This is a genomic window from Priestia sp. FSL P4-0332 (assembly GCF_038005845.1).
Lineage (GTDB): Bacteria > Bacillota > Bacilli > Bacillales > Bacillaceae_H > Priestia.
Genome location: NZ_JBBOUA010000001.1, coordinates 3,204,600 through 3,219,831, shown reverse-complemented (window position 1 = coordinate 3,219,831; position 15,232 = coordinate 3,204,600). Strand labels below are relative to the sequence as shown.

Annotated in this window: 18 protein-coding genes and 1 pseudogene; 10 read left to right on the top strand and 9 right to left on the bottom strand. The window is 40.5% G+C overall.

Going from position 1 to position 15,232, the window contains the following annotated elements; all coding sequences use genetic code 11:
- Positions 1–130: 130 nt before the first annotated feature.
- The 5 genes from MKY06_RS16585 to MKY06_RS16565 all read right to left on the bottom strand — a co-directional run bounded on the left by MKY06_RS16585 (position 131) and on the right by MKY06_RS16565 (position 4,165).
- Positions 131–553: a NucA/NucB deoxyribonuclease domain-containing protein gene (locus MKY06_RS16585; protein WP_013057949.1), complete on the bottom strand. Its 423-nt coding sequence runs from the start codon at positions 551–553 to the stop codon at positions 131–133.
- Positions 554–693: 140 nt separating this feature from the next.
- Positions 694–1,158, bottom strand: a complete 465-nt coding sequence (locus MKY06_RS16580; protein ID WP_289916067.1) for a FixH family protein — start codon at positions 1,156–1,158, stop codon at positions 694–696.
- 29 nt (positions 1,159–1,187) lie between these two features.
- A complete protein-coding gene (locus MKY06_RS16575; protein ID WP_098288095.1) occupies positions 1,188–2,570 on the bottom strand; it encodes a PepSY-associated TM helix domain-containing protein in 1,383 nt (460 codons plus the stop codon).
- A 131-nt stretch (positions 2,571–2,701) separates the two neighbouring features.
- Positions 2,702–3,343 (bottom strand): response regulator, encoded by a 642-nt coding sequence (locus MKY06_RS16570; protein ID WP_053487482.1) that lies wholly within the window; start codon positions 3,341–3,343, stop codon positions 2,702–2,704.
- Positions 3,344–4,165 carry a sensor histidine kinase gene (locus MKY06_RS16565; RefSeq protein ID WP_053487481.1) on the bottom strand — a complete coding sequence of 274 codons (822 nt, stop codon included), beginning with the start codon at positions 4,163–4,165 and terminating at the stop codon, positions 3,344–3,346.
- 223 nt (positions 4,166–4,388) lie between these two features.
- On the opposite strand from MKY06_RS16565, the gene MKY06_RS16560 reads away from it, so the two are divergent.
- On the top strand, positions 4,389–5,222 hold the full coding sequence (locus MKY06_RS16560; RefSeq protein WP_177563654.1) for an AraC family ligand binding domain-containing protein: 834 nt from the start codon (positions 4,389–4,391) through the stop codon (positions 5,220–5,222).
- A 27-nt stretch (positions 5,223–5,249) separates the two neighbouring features.
- Positions 5,250–5,879: a LysE family translocator gene (locus tag MKY06_RS16555; protein ID WP_029322899.1), complete on the top strand. Its 630-nt coding sequence runs from the start codon at positions 5,250–5,252 to the stop codon at positions 5,877–5,879.
- 52 nt (positions 5,880–5,931) lie between these two features.
- On the opposite strand, the gene MKY06_RS16550 is transcribed toward MKY06_RS16555, so the two are convergent.
- Positions 5,932–6,294 (bottom strand): transporter, encoded by a 363-nt coding sequence (locus tag MKY06_RS16550; RefSeq protein WP_098277669.1) that lies wholly within the window; start codon positions 6,292–6,294, stop codon positions 5,932–5,934.
- A gap of 202 nt (positions 6,295–6,496) precedes the next feature.
- Here MKY06_RS16550 and MKY06_RS16545 point away from each other — a divergent pair, with 202 nt between their 5' ends.
- From MKY06_RS16545 to cotJC, 3 genes are read left to right on the top strand one after another with little or no spacing between them, the layout of a single operon-like run.
- Positions 6,497–6,745 (top strand): spore coat associated protein CotJA, encoded by a 249-nt coding sequence (locus tag MKY06_RS16545; protein ID WP_013057939.1) that lies wholly within the window; start codon positions 6,497–6,499, stop codon positions 6,743–6,745.
- Complete coding sequence (locus tag MKY06_RS16540; protein ID WP_013057938.1) at positions 6,742–7,002, top strand: spore coat protein CotJB; 261 nt, start codon at positions 6,742–6,744, stop codon at positions 7,000–7,002. The genes MKY06_RS16545 and MKY06_RS16540 overlap by 4 nt, the downstream gene beginning before the upstream one ends.
- Before the next feature lie 21 nt (positions 7,003–7,023).
- Positions 7,024–7,593: a spore coat protein CotJC gene (gene cotJC, locus MKY06_RS16535; protein ID WP_013057937.1), complete on the top strand. Its 570-nt coding sequence runs from the start codon at positions 7,024–7,026 to the stop codon at positions 7,591–7,593.
- 70 nt (positions 7,594–7,663) lie between these two features.
- On the opposite strand, the gene MKY06_RS16530 is transcribed toward cotJC, so the two are convergent.
- Positions 7,664–8,032, bottom strand: coding sequence for a nuclear transport factor 2 family protein (locus MKY06_RS16530; RefSeq protein WP_013057936.1), 369 nt, complete (start codon positions 8,030–8,032; stop codon positions 7,664–7,666).
- A gap of 303 nt (positions 8,033–8,335) precedes the next feature.
- Between MKY06_RS16530 and MKY06_RS16525 the strand changes: the two genes are divergently transcribed.
- From MKY06_RS16525 to MKY06_RS16515, 3 genes and pseudogenes are all read left to right on the top strand, one after another.
- The gene (locus MKY06_RS16525) at positions 8,336–8,914 is read left to right on the top strand and encodes a TetR/AcrR family transcriptional regulator (protein WP_029322896.1); all 579 of its coding nucleotides are present in this window, start codon (positions 8,336–8,338) and stop codon (positions 8,912–8,914) included.
- A gap of 26 nt (positions 8,915–8,940) precedes the next feature.
- Entirely contained in the window at positions 8,941–12,090 is a 3,150-nt protein-coding gene (locus tag MKY06_RS16520) for a bifunctional cytochrome P450/NADPH--P450 reductase (protein WP_063672077.1), read from the top strand.
- A gap of 138 nt (positions 12,091–12,228) precedes the next feature.
- Positions 12,229–12,477: pseudogene (locus MKY06_RS16515) on the top strand (hypothetical protein); the annotation flags it as partial.
- Here MKY06_RS16515 and MKY06_RS16510 read toward each other — a convergent pair.
- Positions 12,380–13,339 (bottom strand): helix-turn-helix transcriptional regulator, encoded by a 960-nt coding sequence (locus tag MKY06_RS16510; RefSeq protein WP_029322892.1) that lies wholly within the window; start codon positions 13,337–13,339, stop codon positions 12,380–12,382. The pseudogene MKY06_RS16515 and the gene MKY06_RS16510 sit on opposite strands and share 98 nt — an antisense overlap.
- 90 nt (positions 13,340–13,429) lie before the next feature.
- Here MKY06_RS16510 and MKY06_RS16505 point away from each other — a divergent pair, with 90 nt between their 5' ends.
- On the top strand, positions 13,430–13,948 hold the full coding sequence (locus MKY06_RS16505) for a dihydrofolate reductase family protein (RefSeq protein ID WP_029322890.1): 519 nt from the start codon (positions 13,430–13,432) through the stop codon (positions 13,946–13,948).
- 131 nt (positions 13,949–14,079) lie between these two features.
- On the top strand, positions 14,080–14,520 hold the full coding sequence (locus MKY06_RS16500; RefSeq protein WP_013057931.1) for a cell wall hydrolase: 441 nt from the start codon (positions 14,080–14,082) through the stop codon (positions 14,518–14,520).
- A gap of 141 nt (positions 14,521–14,661) precedes the next feature.
- Here MKY06_RS16500 and MKY06_RS16495 read toward each other — a convergent pair whose 3' ends face one another.
- A complete protein-coding gene (locus MKY06_RS16495) occupies positions 14,662–15,186 on the bottom strand; it encodes a hypothetical protein (RefSeq protein ID WP_272812330.1) in 525 nt (174 codons plus the stop codon).
- Positions 15,187–15,232: the final 46 nt, after the last annotated feature.

Sequence of the window (15,232 nt, the reverse complement as noted above, 5' to 3'; positions counted from 1 at the left end):
TATATGTATAACATACATTTTTATTTTAAAAGTGAAGAGTATCTTTAGGCAAGCACAATTCTACTTTTTTATTCTTTTTCTTATACAGACTCTCAACATAAAAAAAGAACGGTCGCGATGACCATTCTTTTTACTTCACTTCAATTAAAACCTTCGTACCGTCAGGAAACTCGTCTACTTGATGTGAGATCCAAGACCCGGCGCCTCGATTGTCTGAAGGCTTTACATATTCAATATCGGCACCGCTTCCGCCTTCTTCACAAAAGGCCATCGGAAACTCATCTCGGTCATAGCCGCTTTTAGTCGGAATGCCTTTTAAAGACTCACGGCGGTTTTCCTCAGCCCCGTCTCGGTCGATTGTACAAACAGCCGATTTTCCTTTATCGATTGCATGTTGAATGTGCGCTGCAGTTTCAGGGTAACGATCAGCAGGGAAGGTAATTACTTCATCGTAGGAGGTATTCGTTGAAGAGTTCTGCTCTAACGGATTTCCTTCAATCATAACAATAACGGCTAATACTAAAATTAAAATACCAGAAACAATTTTTTTCAATCTGTAAAACTCCTTTATAAAACGTTTATCACTTTTATTTTAAAGTAATAAGAAAAAAATGTAAAAACATATAATGGAACTAGCTAGAATTCATAAGAAAAACATAAGCTCACGTACAGCTGCTGAACGTGAGCTTATGTCTAATGATGAGAGTGATGATGATGCGTTTCGTTTTCAGCTGGCTGCAGTGAACGTAACTCTTCTTTCGATAATTTGCCTACTGCGACTTGCTGAGTAGGAAGGATGTGTTCACCGCGCGCGTTAATATCGGTTTTAACATAATAAATACCATCCTCTTTAAAGGATGTTTTTGCTTTATACATACTGCCGTCATAGTGCGCTTTTACTGTTTCAACTTTACGGGGGGCATCTTTTTTCCACACTTTAAACTGAACGCTTTTTGCATCATCCACCGTTTTATTTTCTTGCATCACATGTACTTCTAGTACTTGTATGCTCCGTGGTTTTATAGTTTCAGGAAGCATCACATGCGCAGACAGAGGCTTTGTCTGCTTGTAGAGCTTGTCTGCGTTACTGTTTACAGAGCACGCGGAAAGTAAAATCGTACTGAGTATGACCAATCCGGGTATTTTCCATTTGTTCATTGTTACTGCACCTCACATCGTTTCATAAATCATGCGTTTAAAAACCGCTTCAATGCTGGAATTCGTTTGATGACAAAGAAATCTAAAAGCCACACGATAACTAAGGACAGTCCAACTAAAGGAAAAAGGATACCAAGCACCACGATTATACACGTCACGATTCGCATTGCATTTCCTTCAGGAACTTTAGGAGCCCCTATGTTTTTAGCTGGTTTTCGTTTCCACCACAGTAAGGATCCGCTGATGGCGATACCAGCAATTCCGATACAAATAATAAGGCCCATAAGCTGATTCATAAATCCAAACTGTGTGCCTTTATGAAGCGTAATACCGAGTGCAATCAATTTGCCCATAAATCCATAGTTGCCGTACCGATAATCAGCTAAAACAGCTCCGGTATATTGATCAAGGTGAATGGTTGCTTCATCCTGAGCTCTTGGTGAAAAAACAGAGAGCGTATACACACCTTGGGGCTCTTGCGGAATGGAAATGGTGTAGCCATCGTGAATATGCTGTTCTTTTGCAATACCTACAATGTCATCAAGCGATACTTTTGTATATTGCTGAGCTGTGGAGCTTGGAACTTCTAACGTTTCAGCTCCCCAAGGCACGTCCGCTACATCTTTTGTTTGCACGGTTGAAGTAGGGGCACTGCCTACCCAAATAGACGGAGGGTACCCAACGCCTGCGTTTGTGGCGATTTGCTGAAACGCATTGCCCCACAGTCCTGACCACGGAAGGCCTGTTAGTACGAGAAAAAGCATACCGGCTGAAATCCAAAAGGCCGGTACCGCATGAAGGTCTCGTGCAAGCACGTTTTTACCTTTTGAAAAACGAGGAATCAGTACGCCTTTTATTTTGTCTTTTTTGCGCGGCCACCATAAAAAAGCACCGGTTACAATTAAGACAATCGCCCAGCAGGCCGCAAGTTCTACGATACGATCACCGGCTGTTCCTGCCATTAGCTCTCCGTGAAATTCTTCAATTTGATTCATTAAGCGACTCGAATCATCTAATTTTCCTATGATGTGACCATTGTGAGGATTAACGAAAATCGTATATGTATGGTCTTTTAATGAGATTCCTACTTCTGAAGAACGAGTGGAGCGATCACTGGGCTTATACGTCAACACGTCAGCGCCTGGATACTTTTCCTTTACAGTCTGTACTTGTGCTGAAGGAGATACGGACTGTGACTGAGCTTGCACATGATACAAGTCGTGGTACAGTCTTTCTTCAACTTGAGGCTTGAATAAATACATGCCTCCAGTAACAGCTAATATAAGAAGAAACGGAGTAAACACTAAACCTGCATAAAAGTGCCAGCGCCATATAGCTTTGTATAGACCTTGAGAACGCGCCGTGCTTTTTTTAGTTGTACTCGTTGTTTCTTCGCGCTTTTCCTGCATCATTTTTTCCTCCTTTTTACTAACTAACGTGCTTTTATTATAGAAGGAAAGGGAGAATTAGCCATCACTCCTGAGAGTGATTGTTGGGACTTATAAGAGGAAGCTGCTAATAAAAAAACAGCTCGTGAAAGCTGTTAGTTCATTAAGCCATTTTGAAACGCATAGCTTGTCAGCTGCACGCGATTTTCTAAATGAAGCTTGCTTAAAATGTTTTTTAAATGGCTTTTTACCGTATGTTCAGAAATAAATAACTGCGCGGAGATATCGCGGTTTGACAGTCCTTTAGCCACTAATTGAAGCACTTCAAGCTCTCGTGCAGAAAGGGGAGTGTCGGGTTTTGTAATGGACGTTTCCTGAGGAAACTCTTTTAAAATTTGAAACGCAATTTCTTTTGACATAGGAACTTCATCTAAAGCGAACGCACGCAAATAGTCGTACCACACTTCAGACTGCAGGTTTTTTAACAAATAGCCCTGTGCGCCTTTTTTCAGCGCATCAAATAAATCCGTAATATCGTCTGAAACCGTGATGACCACAATTTTAACGTATGGAAACCGAAGCTTAATTTGTTTAGTTGCTTCTAAACCGTCCATAACAGGCATTCCAATATCCATTAACACGATATCGGGCATTAATTTTTCGGTCAGTTCAATGGCTTCTTGCCCGTTGGTTCCTTCGCCAACAATAATAAAATCTTCATATTCTTCTAAAATATCGCGAATGCCTTCTCTCGCATGAGCATGATCATCTACAATCAAAATACGAAACGGCTGCATTTACGTAACCTCCTTTTTAATACTAACAGTCGTTTGGTTCTGTTTTCGCTGAATAGAAAAGTCCCAGTTCATATCTTTAGCACGATCTTTCATAATTTGTAAACCAAGCCCGGCCTTGAGAGATTCCGAAGTGAAACCTATACCAAAATCTGTAATTTCACAAATCCATCCGCCAGCCGTTTCACTGGCTGTAATCCAGATTTTATTTGTTTTTGCATGTTTAATGACGTTCATAGCAGCTTCTTTCACACAGGCAAACAGCTCATTTTTTTCTTTTCTGGACAGCGTTGTTTCTGACAGTCTCCAATCTAAATTTACATCTAGTAAATGAGTATGTGTTAAATCATCGACGTATTGATGAATGCTTTCAGTCCAGCTTTCTGAAGTGTCTGAAGGAGAGTGCTTTAAATTTGTAATCGCTTGGCGCGTATCGTCATGAACATGCTGCAGAGTTTGTTTCATTCGTATAAAATCAGGATCCTGCTCTAAGTTGTTTTTTCTTCCAAACTTGTTCATTTTAACAGATAAGAGAAACAGCGACTGCGCAATGCCGTCATGCAGTTCTCTCGCTAATTTTTCACGTTCAATAAGCGCAGCTTTCTTTTCTTTTTCTTGCCTTAGTTCCTCTTGTATTTTTTCTAAAATAGAAAATAAATAGCGGACAAACACAAGCGTGACAAAAAAGACAAGCAGCGGAGAAAGCACATTTCCCATATCCATTGAGATGTAAGGGAGCAAAAAGGCATGGCGAACATACTCCCAAAGCGCGATGGTCAGAGTTGGAAGAAGCAAAATCAGCCATTTGATTTGTCTATATTTCACGGTATCCCTTCTTTCGTCCATAAAATGTGTCTATATTTTATCATTTGAGCGGAAAATTACTAGAGGAAAGGAGAGAAATCACTCTTAAGAGTGATTAGTACCACCTGTAGCTGAACGGATAAAAGTAATGGAAAAAAGTCTTATCTGCAATATCATACAAGAAAAATTTTCGAGTGAATGGTATGGTTAAAAAGCTTAGTATGTGACAAGGAGGGGTCGATTGATGACAAAAGAAATTCGCACGGCGCACGTTGACGCCGATTTACATATTGAAGCTTACCGTTTTAAAGGAATTATGCAAAATTTTCCTGCTCATTTTCACGAGTATTATGTGATTGGATTTATTGAAGAAGGTCAGCGTCATTTAATTTGCCAAGGCAAAGAATACATCATTAACCCAGGAGATTTGCTGCTGTTTAATCCGTATGATGTCCATAGCTGTGAACAAATAGACGGCAAAACGCTTGATTATCGCTGTATTAACGTGACGCCAGAAGTAATGAAAAAAGCTGTTTTTGACATTAACGGCAGTGAAAGTCTTCCGCGTTTTAACAGCAGCGTGGTGCAAAGAAGTGATGCTGTCTCTAGTTTAAAAGAGCTTCATTTGCAAATTTTAAATGGTGAACGTGAGTTTAAGAAAGAAGAGTTATTTTTATATTTGCTAGAAGAACTCATGCAGGATCATTCAAATCTTTCTTTTCTTTCGTCAGCCGTTGACACGTCTAATGAAATCACAACGATCTGCAGCTATTTGGAAGACAACTATACAAACAAGATCACACTGGATGAATTAAGTCAGCTAATTGGATGGAGTAAATACCGGTTGCTGCGCTCTTTCACAAAGCAAAAAGGAATCTCTCCATACAGCTACTTGGAAACAATACGAATCAATCAGGCTAAAAAACTGTTAGAGCAAGGAAAAAAGCCGATTGACGTATCGTTTTTAACGGGATTCAGTGATCAAAGTCATTTGACTCGATTTTTTAAAAGTCAGGTTGGGTTAACACCAAAACAATACATGAAAATATTTGAAAATGAAAAGAAAACAGGATGCTAGTAATAGCTTAGAAGGGAGAGAAGAGATGTGGATCATTTAGCTGCTTACATGCTGATGGCATTGGTCATGTCCATGATACCTGGTGCTGATACAATTCTTATCATGAAAAATACGCTTCATCACGGAGCAAAAGCAGGGCGTTTTACCATACTCGGCATGGCTACAGGCCTCACGTTTTGGACGTTAATTGCTGTGCTTGGCTTGTCTGTTGCTATTGCGCAGTCGGTGTATCTGTTTAACACGATTAAATACATAGGGGCAGCGTACTTATTTTACTTAGGCATCAAAATATTTCTGACAAAAAATACGCTCTCATTGGAGGCCATTTCAGAAGAAACAAAAACTGTAAAGTCTTCATCTAATCGCTGCTATAAAGAATCATATATGCAAGGGGCTCTTAGCAATTTTCTTAATCCTAAAACGGTATTAGTTTATATTACGTTTATGCCACAGTTTATTAACTTGGATGCACACACAAATCAACAGCTGCTTATGCTTGGCTTTATTCTGACGCTTATAGCGGTAGGGTGGTTTTTAATCTTGGTGTATGTAATAGATTACGTAAAAAAATGGCTTAAAAAACCGGTGTTTCAAAAAGCCTTTCAACGATGCAGCGGAGTGCTGCTGATTGGTTTTGGGATAAAAACAATAGTGTAATCGTAGTTAGTAAGCAAAAAAGCCTTATTGAAAAATAAGGCTTTTTTTACGTTTAAAAACACGTAAACGAAACAATTTGTCGTGTATCGACACCGAAAATGGTCCAAAAACGTCCGTTCCATCTAAATCCTGCAACCGATCGCGGTCCTACAAAAATAGGAAAATACCAGAAGCTAGAGCCGTTTCTAAGCCATATAAACGTATTGCGGAATAGACAAAGAGAAATGGCTCCTGGGTCAACAGCAAATGGAGTTGCCGTTTGTTGAGCTGGAATAAATGCCGGCGGAGGGGAAGTTGGAGCTTGCTGCGGGTTAGGTGTAGGTAAACCGCCTGGTGGCCTAGGTGGACCGGCCGGGAGTTGAGGTTCAGGAAATCTTGCTGGGTAAGAATAAAAATCCATATAATTAATGTCCATTTTTTTAATCACCTCTATTTTTTATCACTATTTTATAAAGTATGAGAAAGCTGCCTAAAGGGATTGGGCAACTATAACGTTTTTTACATAGGTCTTTTTTATGAAGAAAAGTTTGGTTCTTAAGTCGGGAATAAATTCCTTCATGAACTCGATAAAAGCTGAATAGGATAAAACAGAGTGTGTTTTTAGAGGAGGACTTTTCATGGATAACAATCCAAAAAAGATGTTTACACCGGTTAAGACCTATCAACCTTTCCACAGTATCTATGATCCGTGCCGGCCGATAGGAGTTAAATATTATTCTACGCCGCCTCAATTATACATGGGATTTCAGCCGCCGAATCTGCAGCAGTTTTCACCGAAAGAAGCGCTAAAAAAAGGAACGCTGTGGCCGGCTTTTTGGGACTACTATGAAAATCCATACAAAGATAAGAAGAGGGATGAAGAATGAAAAATCTACCTCCGGAGTACTATCAGGATTTAGAAGAAATACAGGCGATTGATTTTGCACTGGTAGAATTAACGCTGTATTTAGATACCCATCCAAATGACCAGCAGGCTATGCAGCAGTTTAACGAATACGCGCAGCAGGCTATGCAGTTAAAAAGAAACTTTGAAACAAAGTACGGGCCACTCCAGCAGTATGGAAACAGCTATACCGACGGAAATTGGAGCTGGGGAACAAGCCCTTGGCCATGGCAAATATGAGCAGGTAAAGGCGGGAACTATATGTGGGTGTATGAAAAGAAATTGCAGTATCCAGTGAAAGTAAGCACGTGTAATCCAACGCTTGCAAAATATTTAATGGAACAGTACGGGGGCGCGGACGGAGAGCTTGCAGCAGCACTTCGTTATTTGAATCAGCGCTATACGATTCCCGATAAAGTTGTTGGATTACTAAACGATATCGGGACAGAAGAGTTTGCTCATCTTGAAATGATTGCTACGATGATTTATAAGTTAACAAAGGATGCAACGCCGGAGCAGCTGAAGGCAGCGGGATTAGCAGAACACTATGTGAACCATGATAGTGCACTTTATTACAATAATGCTGCTGGGGTTCCGTTTACAGCTACTTATATACAGGCAAAAGGAGATCCGATCGCAGATCTTTATGAAGACATAGCTGCAGAAGAAAAAGCAAGAGCTACATATCAATGGTTAATTGATATATCAGATGATCCTGATTTAAACGACAGCTTAAGATTTTTACGAGAAAGAGAGATTGTTCACTCACAGCGGTTCCGTGAGGCCGTGGAGATTTTAAAAGATGACAGAGACAGAAAGAAAGTCTTTTAACTAGTAAAAAAACATCCTCCTTGGCGAATGCAAACGAAAGGAGGGATGTTTTTTGTTGTGACTGCGTTGATTATACGCTAGAACTGCAGTGACAAGAAACAACCTTTAATTTCCCTTCAACATCTTTCCAAACTCGCGTATAGCTGTATTCGCCTCCGATCGATTCACCGGTTGCCAGCGACCCATTTAACGCTATTTTTGTAACGGTAACGGCAAGTTCTTGAAACAGTTTAATTTCTTGTTCCAACACTTCGATGCCCGCTATATCAAGACTTTTTGAACGATGAGCATTTATATCTTGCTCTTTTGACACCCATTGCCCAAGGTGATTCACAAAAATAAGCTCATCTGAAAGTAATTCTTCTAATAGCTCTACGTTATTAGAAAGCATGGCTGAACGAAGCATTTCTTCGTATTCTATAACTCTTGCTTGGTTCATTTTTTATCCTCCTTTACGCCTTGTGTAACTCTTTTCTATTTCCACGTTGCTTTTCCTTTAAACTTCTGCTCTTAATAAAATGTGTTAATTTATGTTAATAGAGGGGATAAGTGGACTAATTTTCTGTAAGCACAAAAGATTCTGAAAGACTCGGTTAATTACCTTTAAATGGTATAAAATTAGAATGAAAGAACCTTTTCTTTCCACTTTTTCAGTTATCTTTTTACTATTAAGATGCAGTTTTTTATACTTGTAATTGTAGCGGAATGAACGTTCATTCCGTTTTTGAAAAGAGGTGATAAAGTGGAATCTACTCCAACAAAACAAAAAGCGATTTTTTCTGCTTCGCTTCTGCTGTTTGCAGAAAGAGGATTTGATGCAACAACGATGCCAATGATTGCAGAGAATGCCAAAGTAGGAGCAGGAACAATTTATCGCTACTTTAAAAATAAAGAAAGTCTTGTAAATGAATTATTTCAGCAGCATGTGAACGAATTTTTACAGTGTATTGAAAGCGGTCTGGCAAACGAAAGAGATGGATACCGGGATGGGTTTCATCATATCTTTGAAGGTATGGTGACATTTACTAAAAACCATCCTCGTGCTCTTGGATTTATTAAGACTCATAGCCAAGGAGCTTTTTTAACGGAAGAGAGCCGCTTAGCATATCAAAAGCTGGTGGAATTTGTTTGCACGTTCTTCAGAGAAGGACAAAAGCAAGGTGTGATTAGAAATCTTCCTGAAAATGCGCTAATTGCTATTTTATTTGGAAGTTTCATGGAAGTATATGAAATGATTGAAAATAACTATTTATCTTTAACTGATGAACTTCTTACCGGTGTAGAAGAGAGTCTGTGGGCAGCACTTAGCAGACAATCTTGAAACTTAACAAGTGAAAGAGGGATACGATGCCAATTAAAGAAATGCCTCAGCCAAAAACATTTGGAGAGCTTAAAAACTTACCGTTATTAAACACAGATAAACCGATTCAAACTTTGATGAAAATTGCGGATGAATTAGGAGAAATCTTTAAATTTGAAGCGCCTGGCCGCGTGACGCGCTACTTATCGAGTCAGCGTCTAATCAAAGAAGCATGCGATGAATCACGCTTTGATAAAAACTTAAGTCAAGCGCTTAAATTTGTGCGTGATTTTGCAGGAGACGGTTTATTTACAAGCTGGACCCACGAAAAAAACTGGAAAAAAGCCCATAACATCTTGCTTCCAAGCTTCAGCCAGCAAGCAATGAAAGGCTATCATGCGATGATGGTAGATATCGCTGTGCAGCTTATTCAAAAGTGGGAGCGTCTAAATACAGATGAGCATATTGAAGTACCGGAAGATATGACGCGTTTAACGCTTGATACAATCGGTCTTTGCGGCTTCAACTATCGCTTTAACAGCTTTTACCGAGATCAGCCGCATCCGTTTATTACAAGTATGGTTCGTGCACTAGATGAAGCAATGAACAAGTTGCAGCGAGCAAATCCAGATGATCCAGCTTACGATGAAAATAAGCGCCAGTTTCAAGAAGATATCAAAGTGATGAACGACCTAGTAGATAAAATTATTGCAGACCGCAAAGCAAGCGGTGAACAAAGCGATGATTTGTTAACGCATATGCTAAACGGAAAAGATCCAGAAACAGGTGAGCCGCTTGATGACGAGAACATTCGCTATCAAATTATTACGTTCTTAATTGCGGGACACGAAACAACAAGCGGTCTTTTATCATTTGCGCTGTATTTCTTAGTGAAAAATCCACATGTATTACAAAAAGCAGCAGAAGAAGCAGCACGAGTTTTAGTAGATCCTGTGCCAAGCTACAAACAAGTCAAACAGCTTAAATATGTGGGCATGGTCTTAAATGAAGCGCTGCGCTTATGGCCAACGGCTCCTGCGTTTTCCCTATATGCAAAAGAAGATACGGTGCTTGGAGGAGAGTATCCTTTAGAAAAAGGTGATGAACTGATGGTTCTGATTCCTCAGCTTCACCGTGATAAAACAATTTGGGGAGACGATGTAGAGGAGTTTCGCCCAGAGCGTTTTGAAAACCCAAGCGCGATTCCACAGCATGCGTTTAAACCATTTGGAAACGGTCAGCGTGCGTGTATCGGTCAGCAGTTCGCTCTTCATGAAGCAACGCTTGTACTTGGTATGATGCTAAAACACTTTGATTTTGAAGATCATACAAACTACGAGCTGGATATTAAAGAAACTTTAACGTTAAAGCCTGAAGGCTTTGTTGTAAAAGCAAAATCGAAACAAATTCCGCTTGGCGGCATTCCTTCACCAAGCCGAGAGCAGTCAGCTAAAAAAGAGCGCAAAACCGTAGAAAACGCTCATAATACGCCGCTTCTTGTGCTATACGGTTCAAATATGGGAACAGCCGAAGGAACGGCGCGTGATTTAGCGGATATTGCGATGAGCAAAGGATTCGCACCGCAAGTCGCAACGCTTGATTCCCACGCAGGAAACCTTCCTCGTGAAGGAGCTGTTTTAATTGTAACGGCTTCTTATAACGGTCATCCGCCTGATAACGCAAAGGAATTTGTTGACTGGTTAGACCAAGCGTCTGCTGATGAAGTAAAAGGCGTGCGCTACTCCGTATTTGGATGCGGTGATAAAAACTGGGCGACAACGTATCAAAAAGTGCCTGCTTTTATTGATGAAACTCTTGCCGCTAAAGGGGCAGAAAACATAGCTGAACGCGGTGAAGCAGATGCAAGCGACGACTTTGAAGGCACGTACGAAGAATGGCGTGAACACATGTGGAGTGACTTAGCAGCCTACTTTAACTTAGACATTGAAAACAGCGAAGAAAATGCGTCTACGCTTTCACTTCAATTTGTCGACAGCGCTGCGGACATGCCGCTTGCGAAAATGCACCGTGCGTTTTCAGCAAACGTCGTAGCAAGCAAAGAGCTTCAAAAGCCAGGCAGTGCACGAAGCACGCGTCATCTTGAAATTGAACTTCCAAAAGAAGCTTCTTATCAAGAAGGAGATCATTTAGGTGTTATTCCTCGCAACTATGAAGGAATAGTAAATCGTGTAGCAACAAGATTCGGTCTAGATGCATCACAGCAAATCCGTTTGGAAGCTGAAGAAGAAAAATTAGCTCATTTGCCACTCGGTAAAACAGTATCAGTAGAAGAGCTTCTGCAATACGTGGAGCTTCAAGATCCTGTTACGCGCACGCAGCTTCGCGCAATGGCTGCTAAAACAGTCTGCCCGCCGCATAAAGTAGAGCTTGAAGTCTTGCTTGAAAAGCAGGCGTACAAAGAACAAGTGCTGGCAAAACGTTTAACAATGCTTGAACTGCTTGAAAAATATCCGGCGTGTGAAATGGAATTCAGCGAATTTATCGCACTTCTTCCAAGCATGCGTCCGCGCTATTACTCAATTTCTTCATCACCTCGTGTCGATGAAAAACAAGCAAGCATCACGGTCAGCGTTGTTTCAGGAGAAGCGTGGAGCGGATACGGAGAATACAAAGGAATTGCATCGAACTATCTTGCCAATCTGCAAGAAGGAGACACGATTACGTGCTTTGTTTCCACACCGCAGTCAGGATTTACGCTGCCAAAAGGCCCTGAAACACCACTTATCATGGTAGGACCGGGAACAGGCGTCGCGCCGTTTAGAGGCTTTGTGCAGGCTCGCAAGCAGTTAAAAGAACAAGGACAGTCGCTTGGAGAAGCGCATTTATACTTTGGCTGCCGTTCACCTCATGAAGATTATCTGTATCAAAAAGAGCTTGAAAACGCCCAAAATGAAGGCATCATTACGCTTCATACCGCTTTTTCTCGCGTACCAAATCAGCCGAAAACATACGTTCAACACGTGATGGAACAAGACGGCAAGAAATTGATTGAACTTCTTGACCAAGGAGCGCACTTCTATATTTGCGGAGACGGAAGCCAAATGGCACCTGACGTTGAAGCAACGCTTATGAAAAGCTATGCTGAAGTTCACCAAGTGAGTGAAGCAGACGCTCGCTTATGGCTGCAGCAGCTAGAAGAAAAGGGCCGATACGCAAAAGACGTGTGGGCTGGGTAAATTAAAAAGAGGCTAGGATAAAAGTAGTTTAGTTGGTTGAAGGAAGATCCGAACGATGAGTCGTTCGGATTTTTTTATTGGTAGAGTGAACGTAGATTTCATTTATTTAGTGGCTTCTAGCGGTTGATTGGAGGGTAAGGCGAAGACTCCTGCAGGAAAAGCGGAACAGGTGAGACCCCGCAGGAGCACAAGCGACGAGGAGGCTCACCGGCCGCCCGCGGAAAGGGAAGTCTTGCACGGAAATCAACCGCGGTGTCTAAAGCGATCTATACGAATTCATTTCTTCCATTTATTCGTCTTTTGTCCCCGCCTCATTTTTATAGTGTCTTAGCGTTTCTTCTGCGTGATAGCAAATTTTTTCAATTAGCTCCTGAGGTTCTTCAATAAAAGCATGGGCCCCTAAGGTATAGAAAAAAGAAGCCATGTAGTTTAATTCATTTCCATCAGTTATTGTATCGATATAGCCATTCCCATCACGCGCCATCTTTACATGATTTTCAAGCCAAGGAACGCCTTTACACTGACGAACGCCTTCGTGCGTCAAGGTTACTTTTAACGAAATCGGCTGTGAGTTTACCGGTTCTGTTTCAAGCCATTCCTTTAACGTAAGAGACATATTTTCGTCTTTTTCTAAAACCTTTAACGAGTGAATACGATCCGCTCGAAATAATAACACTTTTTGCTTATCGCAGGAATAGGCAGGGCAGTACCATAAACCGTTATGAGCATAAATGCCAAGGGGTTTGACTTGTTTTCTTGTTTGACCGGTCTGTGAATCATAAAGAAATTCAACATATTTTCCTGCAAGGCTTGCTTCTAAAAGCTCTTTTAAATAAGGAGTGTCAAGGTTTCTTTTAGGATTCCAAAACGCAATATGAGCACTCATTTTATCTACTTTTTTCTTTGTTTCCTCAGACAGGTACACATAAAATTTTTGAAGAGCCGCATGAATTCCTGCATCAAACGGAAGGTCATGATAATACTGCAGAGCCTGATAAGCAAAAAAGATAGAGATAGCTTCTTCTTCCGTAAACAAAATAGGAGGGAGAATACGATTTTTTAGCACTCTGTAACCGCCGCTCCGTCCTTTTTCACTGTAAAGAGGCAGTCCTAATTCACTTAAGTCCAGTAAATAGCGTTGAACGGTCCGCACGGAAAGACCAAATTCCTCCGCTAGTTCTTTTGCCGTAAACGTTCTTTTTGTATTAATAAACATGAGCATATCAACAAGTCGTCTAGACTTAGCCATTTATTTTCACCTTTTTCTTTTAATATGACAAAAATTGTCGTATTAAGATGATATCATACAGAAACAGTAAAGTTGAAAGGAGAAAAGGAAATGAAGAAAAAAATCGTCGTATATATTGCGGCAAGCTTAGACGGGTATATTGCAAGAGAAAACGGAGAGATTGACTGGCTGGAAAGCGTAGAAGGAGAGGGAGACAACGGCTACGAAGCATTTTATCAAACGTGTGATGCGGTCGTTATGGGAAAGGCTACGTACGACCACGTGCTGAAGCTCATATCAAATTTTCCTTATCACGATAAAAAGTGCTACGTGTTTAGCCGCTCATCTCAAGGAAAAGATCAGTATGTAGAGTTTGTAAACGAAAGCGTGGCGTCATTTCTCAACAACCTCAATCAAGATACGAAAAAAATATGGCTAGTGGGAGGTGCTGATATTCTCGCTGATTTCTTAAAAGCAGAGAGGGTGGATGAATTTATTATATCGGTCATTCCCGTTTTGCTTGGGGCTGGTATTCCGCTGTTTAAACGAGGAATTCCCGAAATAAACTTGAAGCTGACTCATATGAAGCAGTACGGGCAAATTGCTCAGCTTTATTACGAAAAAGAATAAGCTTTTCGTAATAAAAACTCTTTCTGTAGTGTCAGTGTGCTCATCGTGTATTTAACATACAGCTATTGTTATTTTAGGGACAGTGACATCAAGACTGGCTTTTTTTCATAGTATATTTTTGGGGTGAGAAAATGCCAAGAGTAAATTATCGAGATTCAGACGTTGCTTTAATGGCAAGAATGATGAGAGCAGAAGCTGAAGGCGAAGGAAAACAAGGAATGCTGTATGTTGGAAATGTCATTGTCAATCGCCTGAAAGCAAACTGTTTAGATTTCAAGAATTTAAGATCCGTTCCGCAAGTTATTTATCAGGTGCAGGGTGGCAACTATTCGTTTGAAGCTGTTCAAAAAGGAAATGTATTTTATCAAAGAGCAAGAAGTGTTGAAAAAAGGTTAGCCAAAAAGAATTTGGATTATTGGAGAGAACATCCGGGGAAATATGCCCTGTGGTACTTTAACCCATCCGCTCCATGCCCTCCAACCTGGTACGATCAACCTGCTTCTGGTCAATACAAAAATCATTGTTACTATGAGCCAAAACCCGGAACATGCGCTAGCGTTTATAACGGGTAGATAGCCTGGGAAATATGCTGCATTCTGAAGGTTGGGCCTCACATCCGAATCTTTAGCTGCAGGAGACAAGGTAGTCGTTCTTCATATAATAAGAGAAAGCCCTCTTTTAATAAAGGGGGCTTTTGGTAATTGGTTCATTCATCATTTTGCTTCAAATTTTATGTTTTTACCAGCAGCAAATTCCTCTTGATTCTTCGTTTTTGTATCCTTCAATACCCAAGACGTCTTGATCTTACCTGTTGCTAAAATTTCTTTAATTTGCTTATTGTTTAAGCCTTTCGTATAAAGGACAAATTCTCTTGCATAGATGTTTTTATTTTCTTGCTCTTCATCTGCACCGCTGCCAAACCAATATCTTATTTGCTGATCGTCTTTCATGTTATTAAAAGCTTGTTTATAATTAGGCAGCTTAACTTGAATATTCGACAGGTAATCCGTACCGCGTAATATAAGAACCACATGCACTTTGCGAAAATCTTGTTTAGAGGGGCTTGTTAATTCGGATATTTCAACTTCACTAAATTCTTTTTTCGTCAGCGGTTTAACTGTAGTAGAAACAGAAACTTGCGGGTCTGAGTGATTTGTCGTAACTTCTTCGGTACTGCAGGCGCTTAAAATGATCACCGTTAAAAGAGCATAAACGAACCCCACTGCTTTTTTATTCATGCACGTTCTCCTTTGTCATTAATAGATAATGGTACTCATTCGTCGT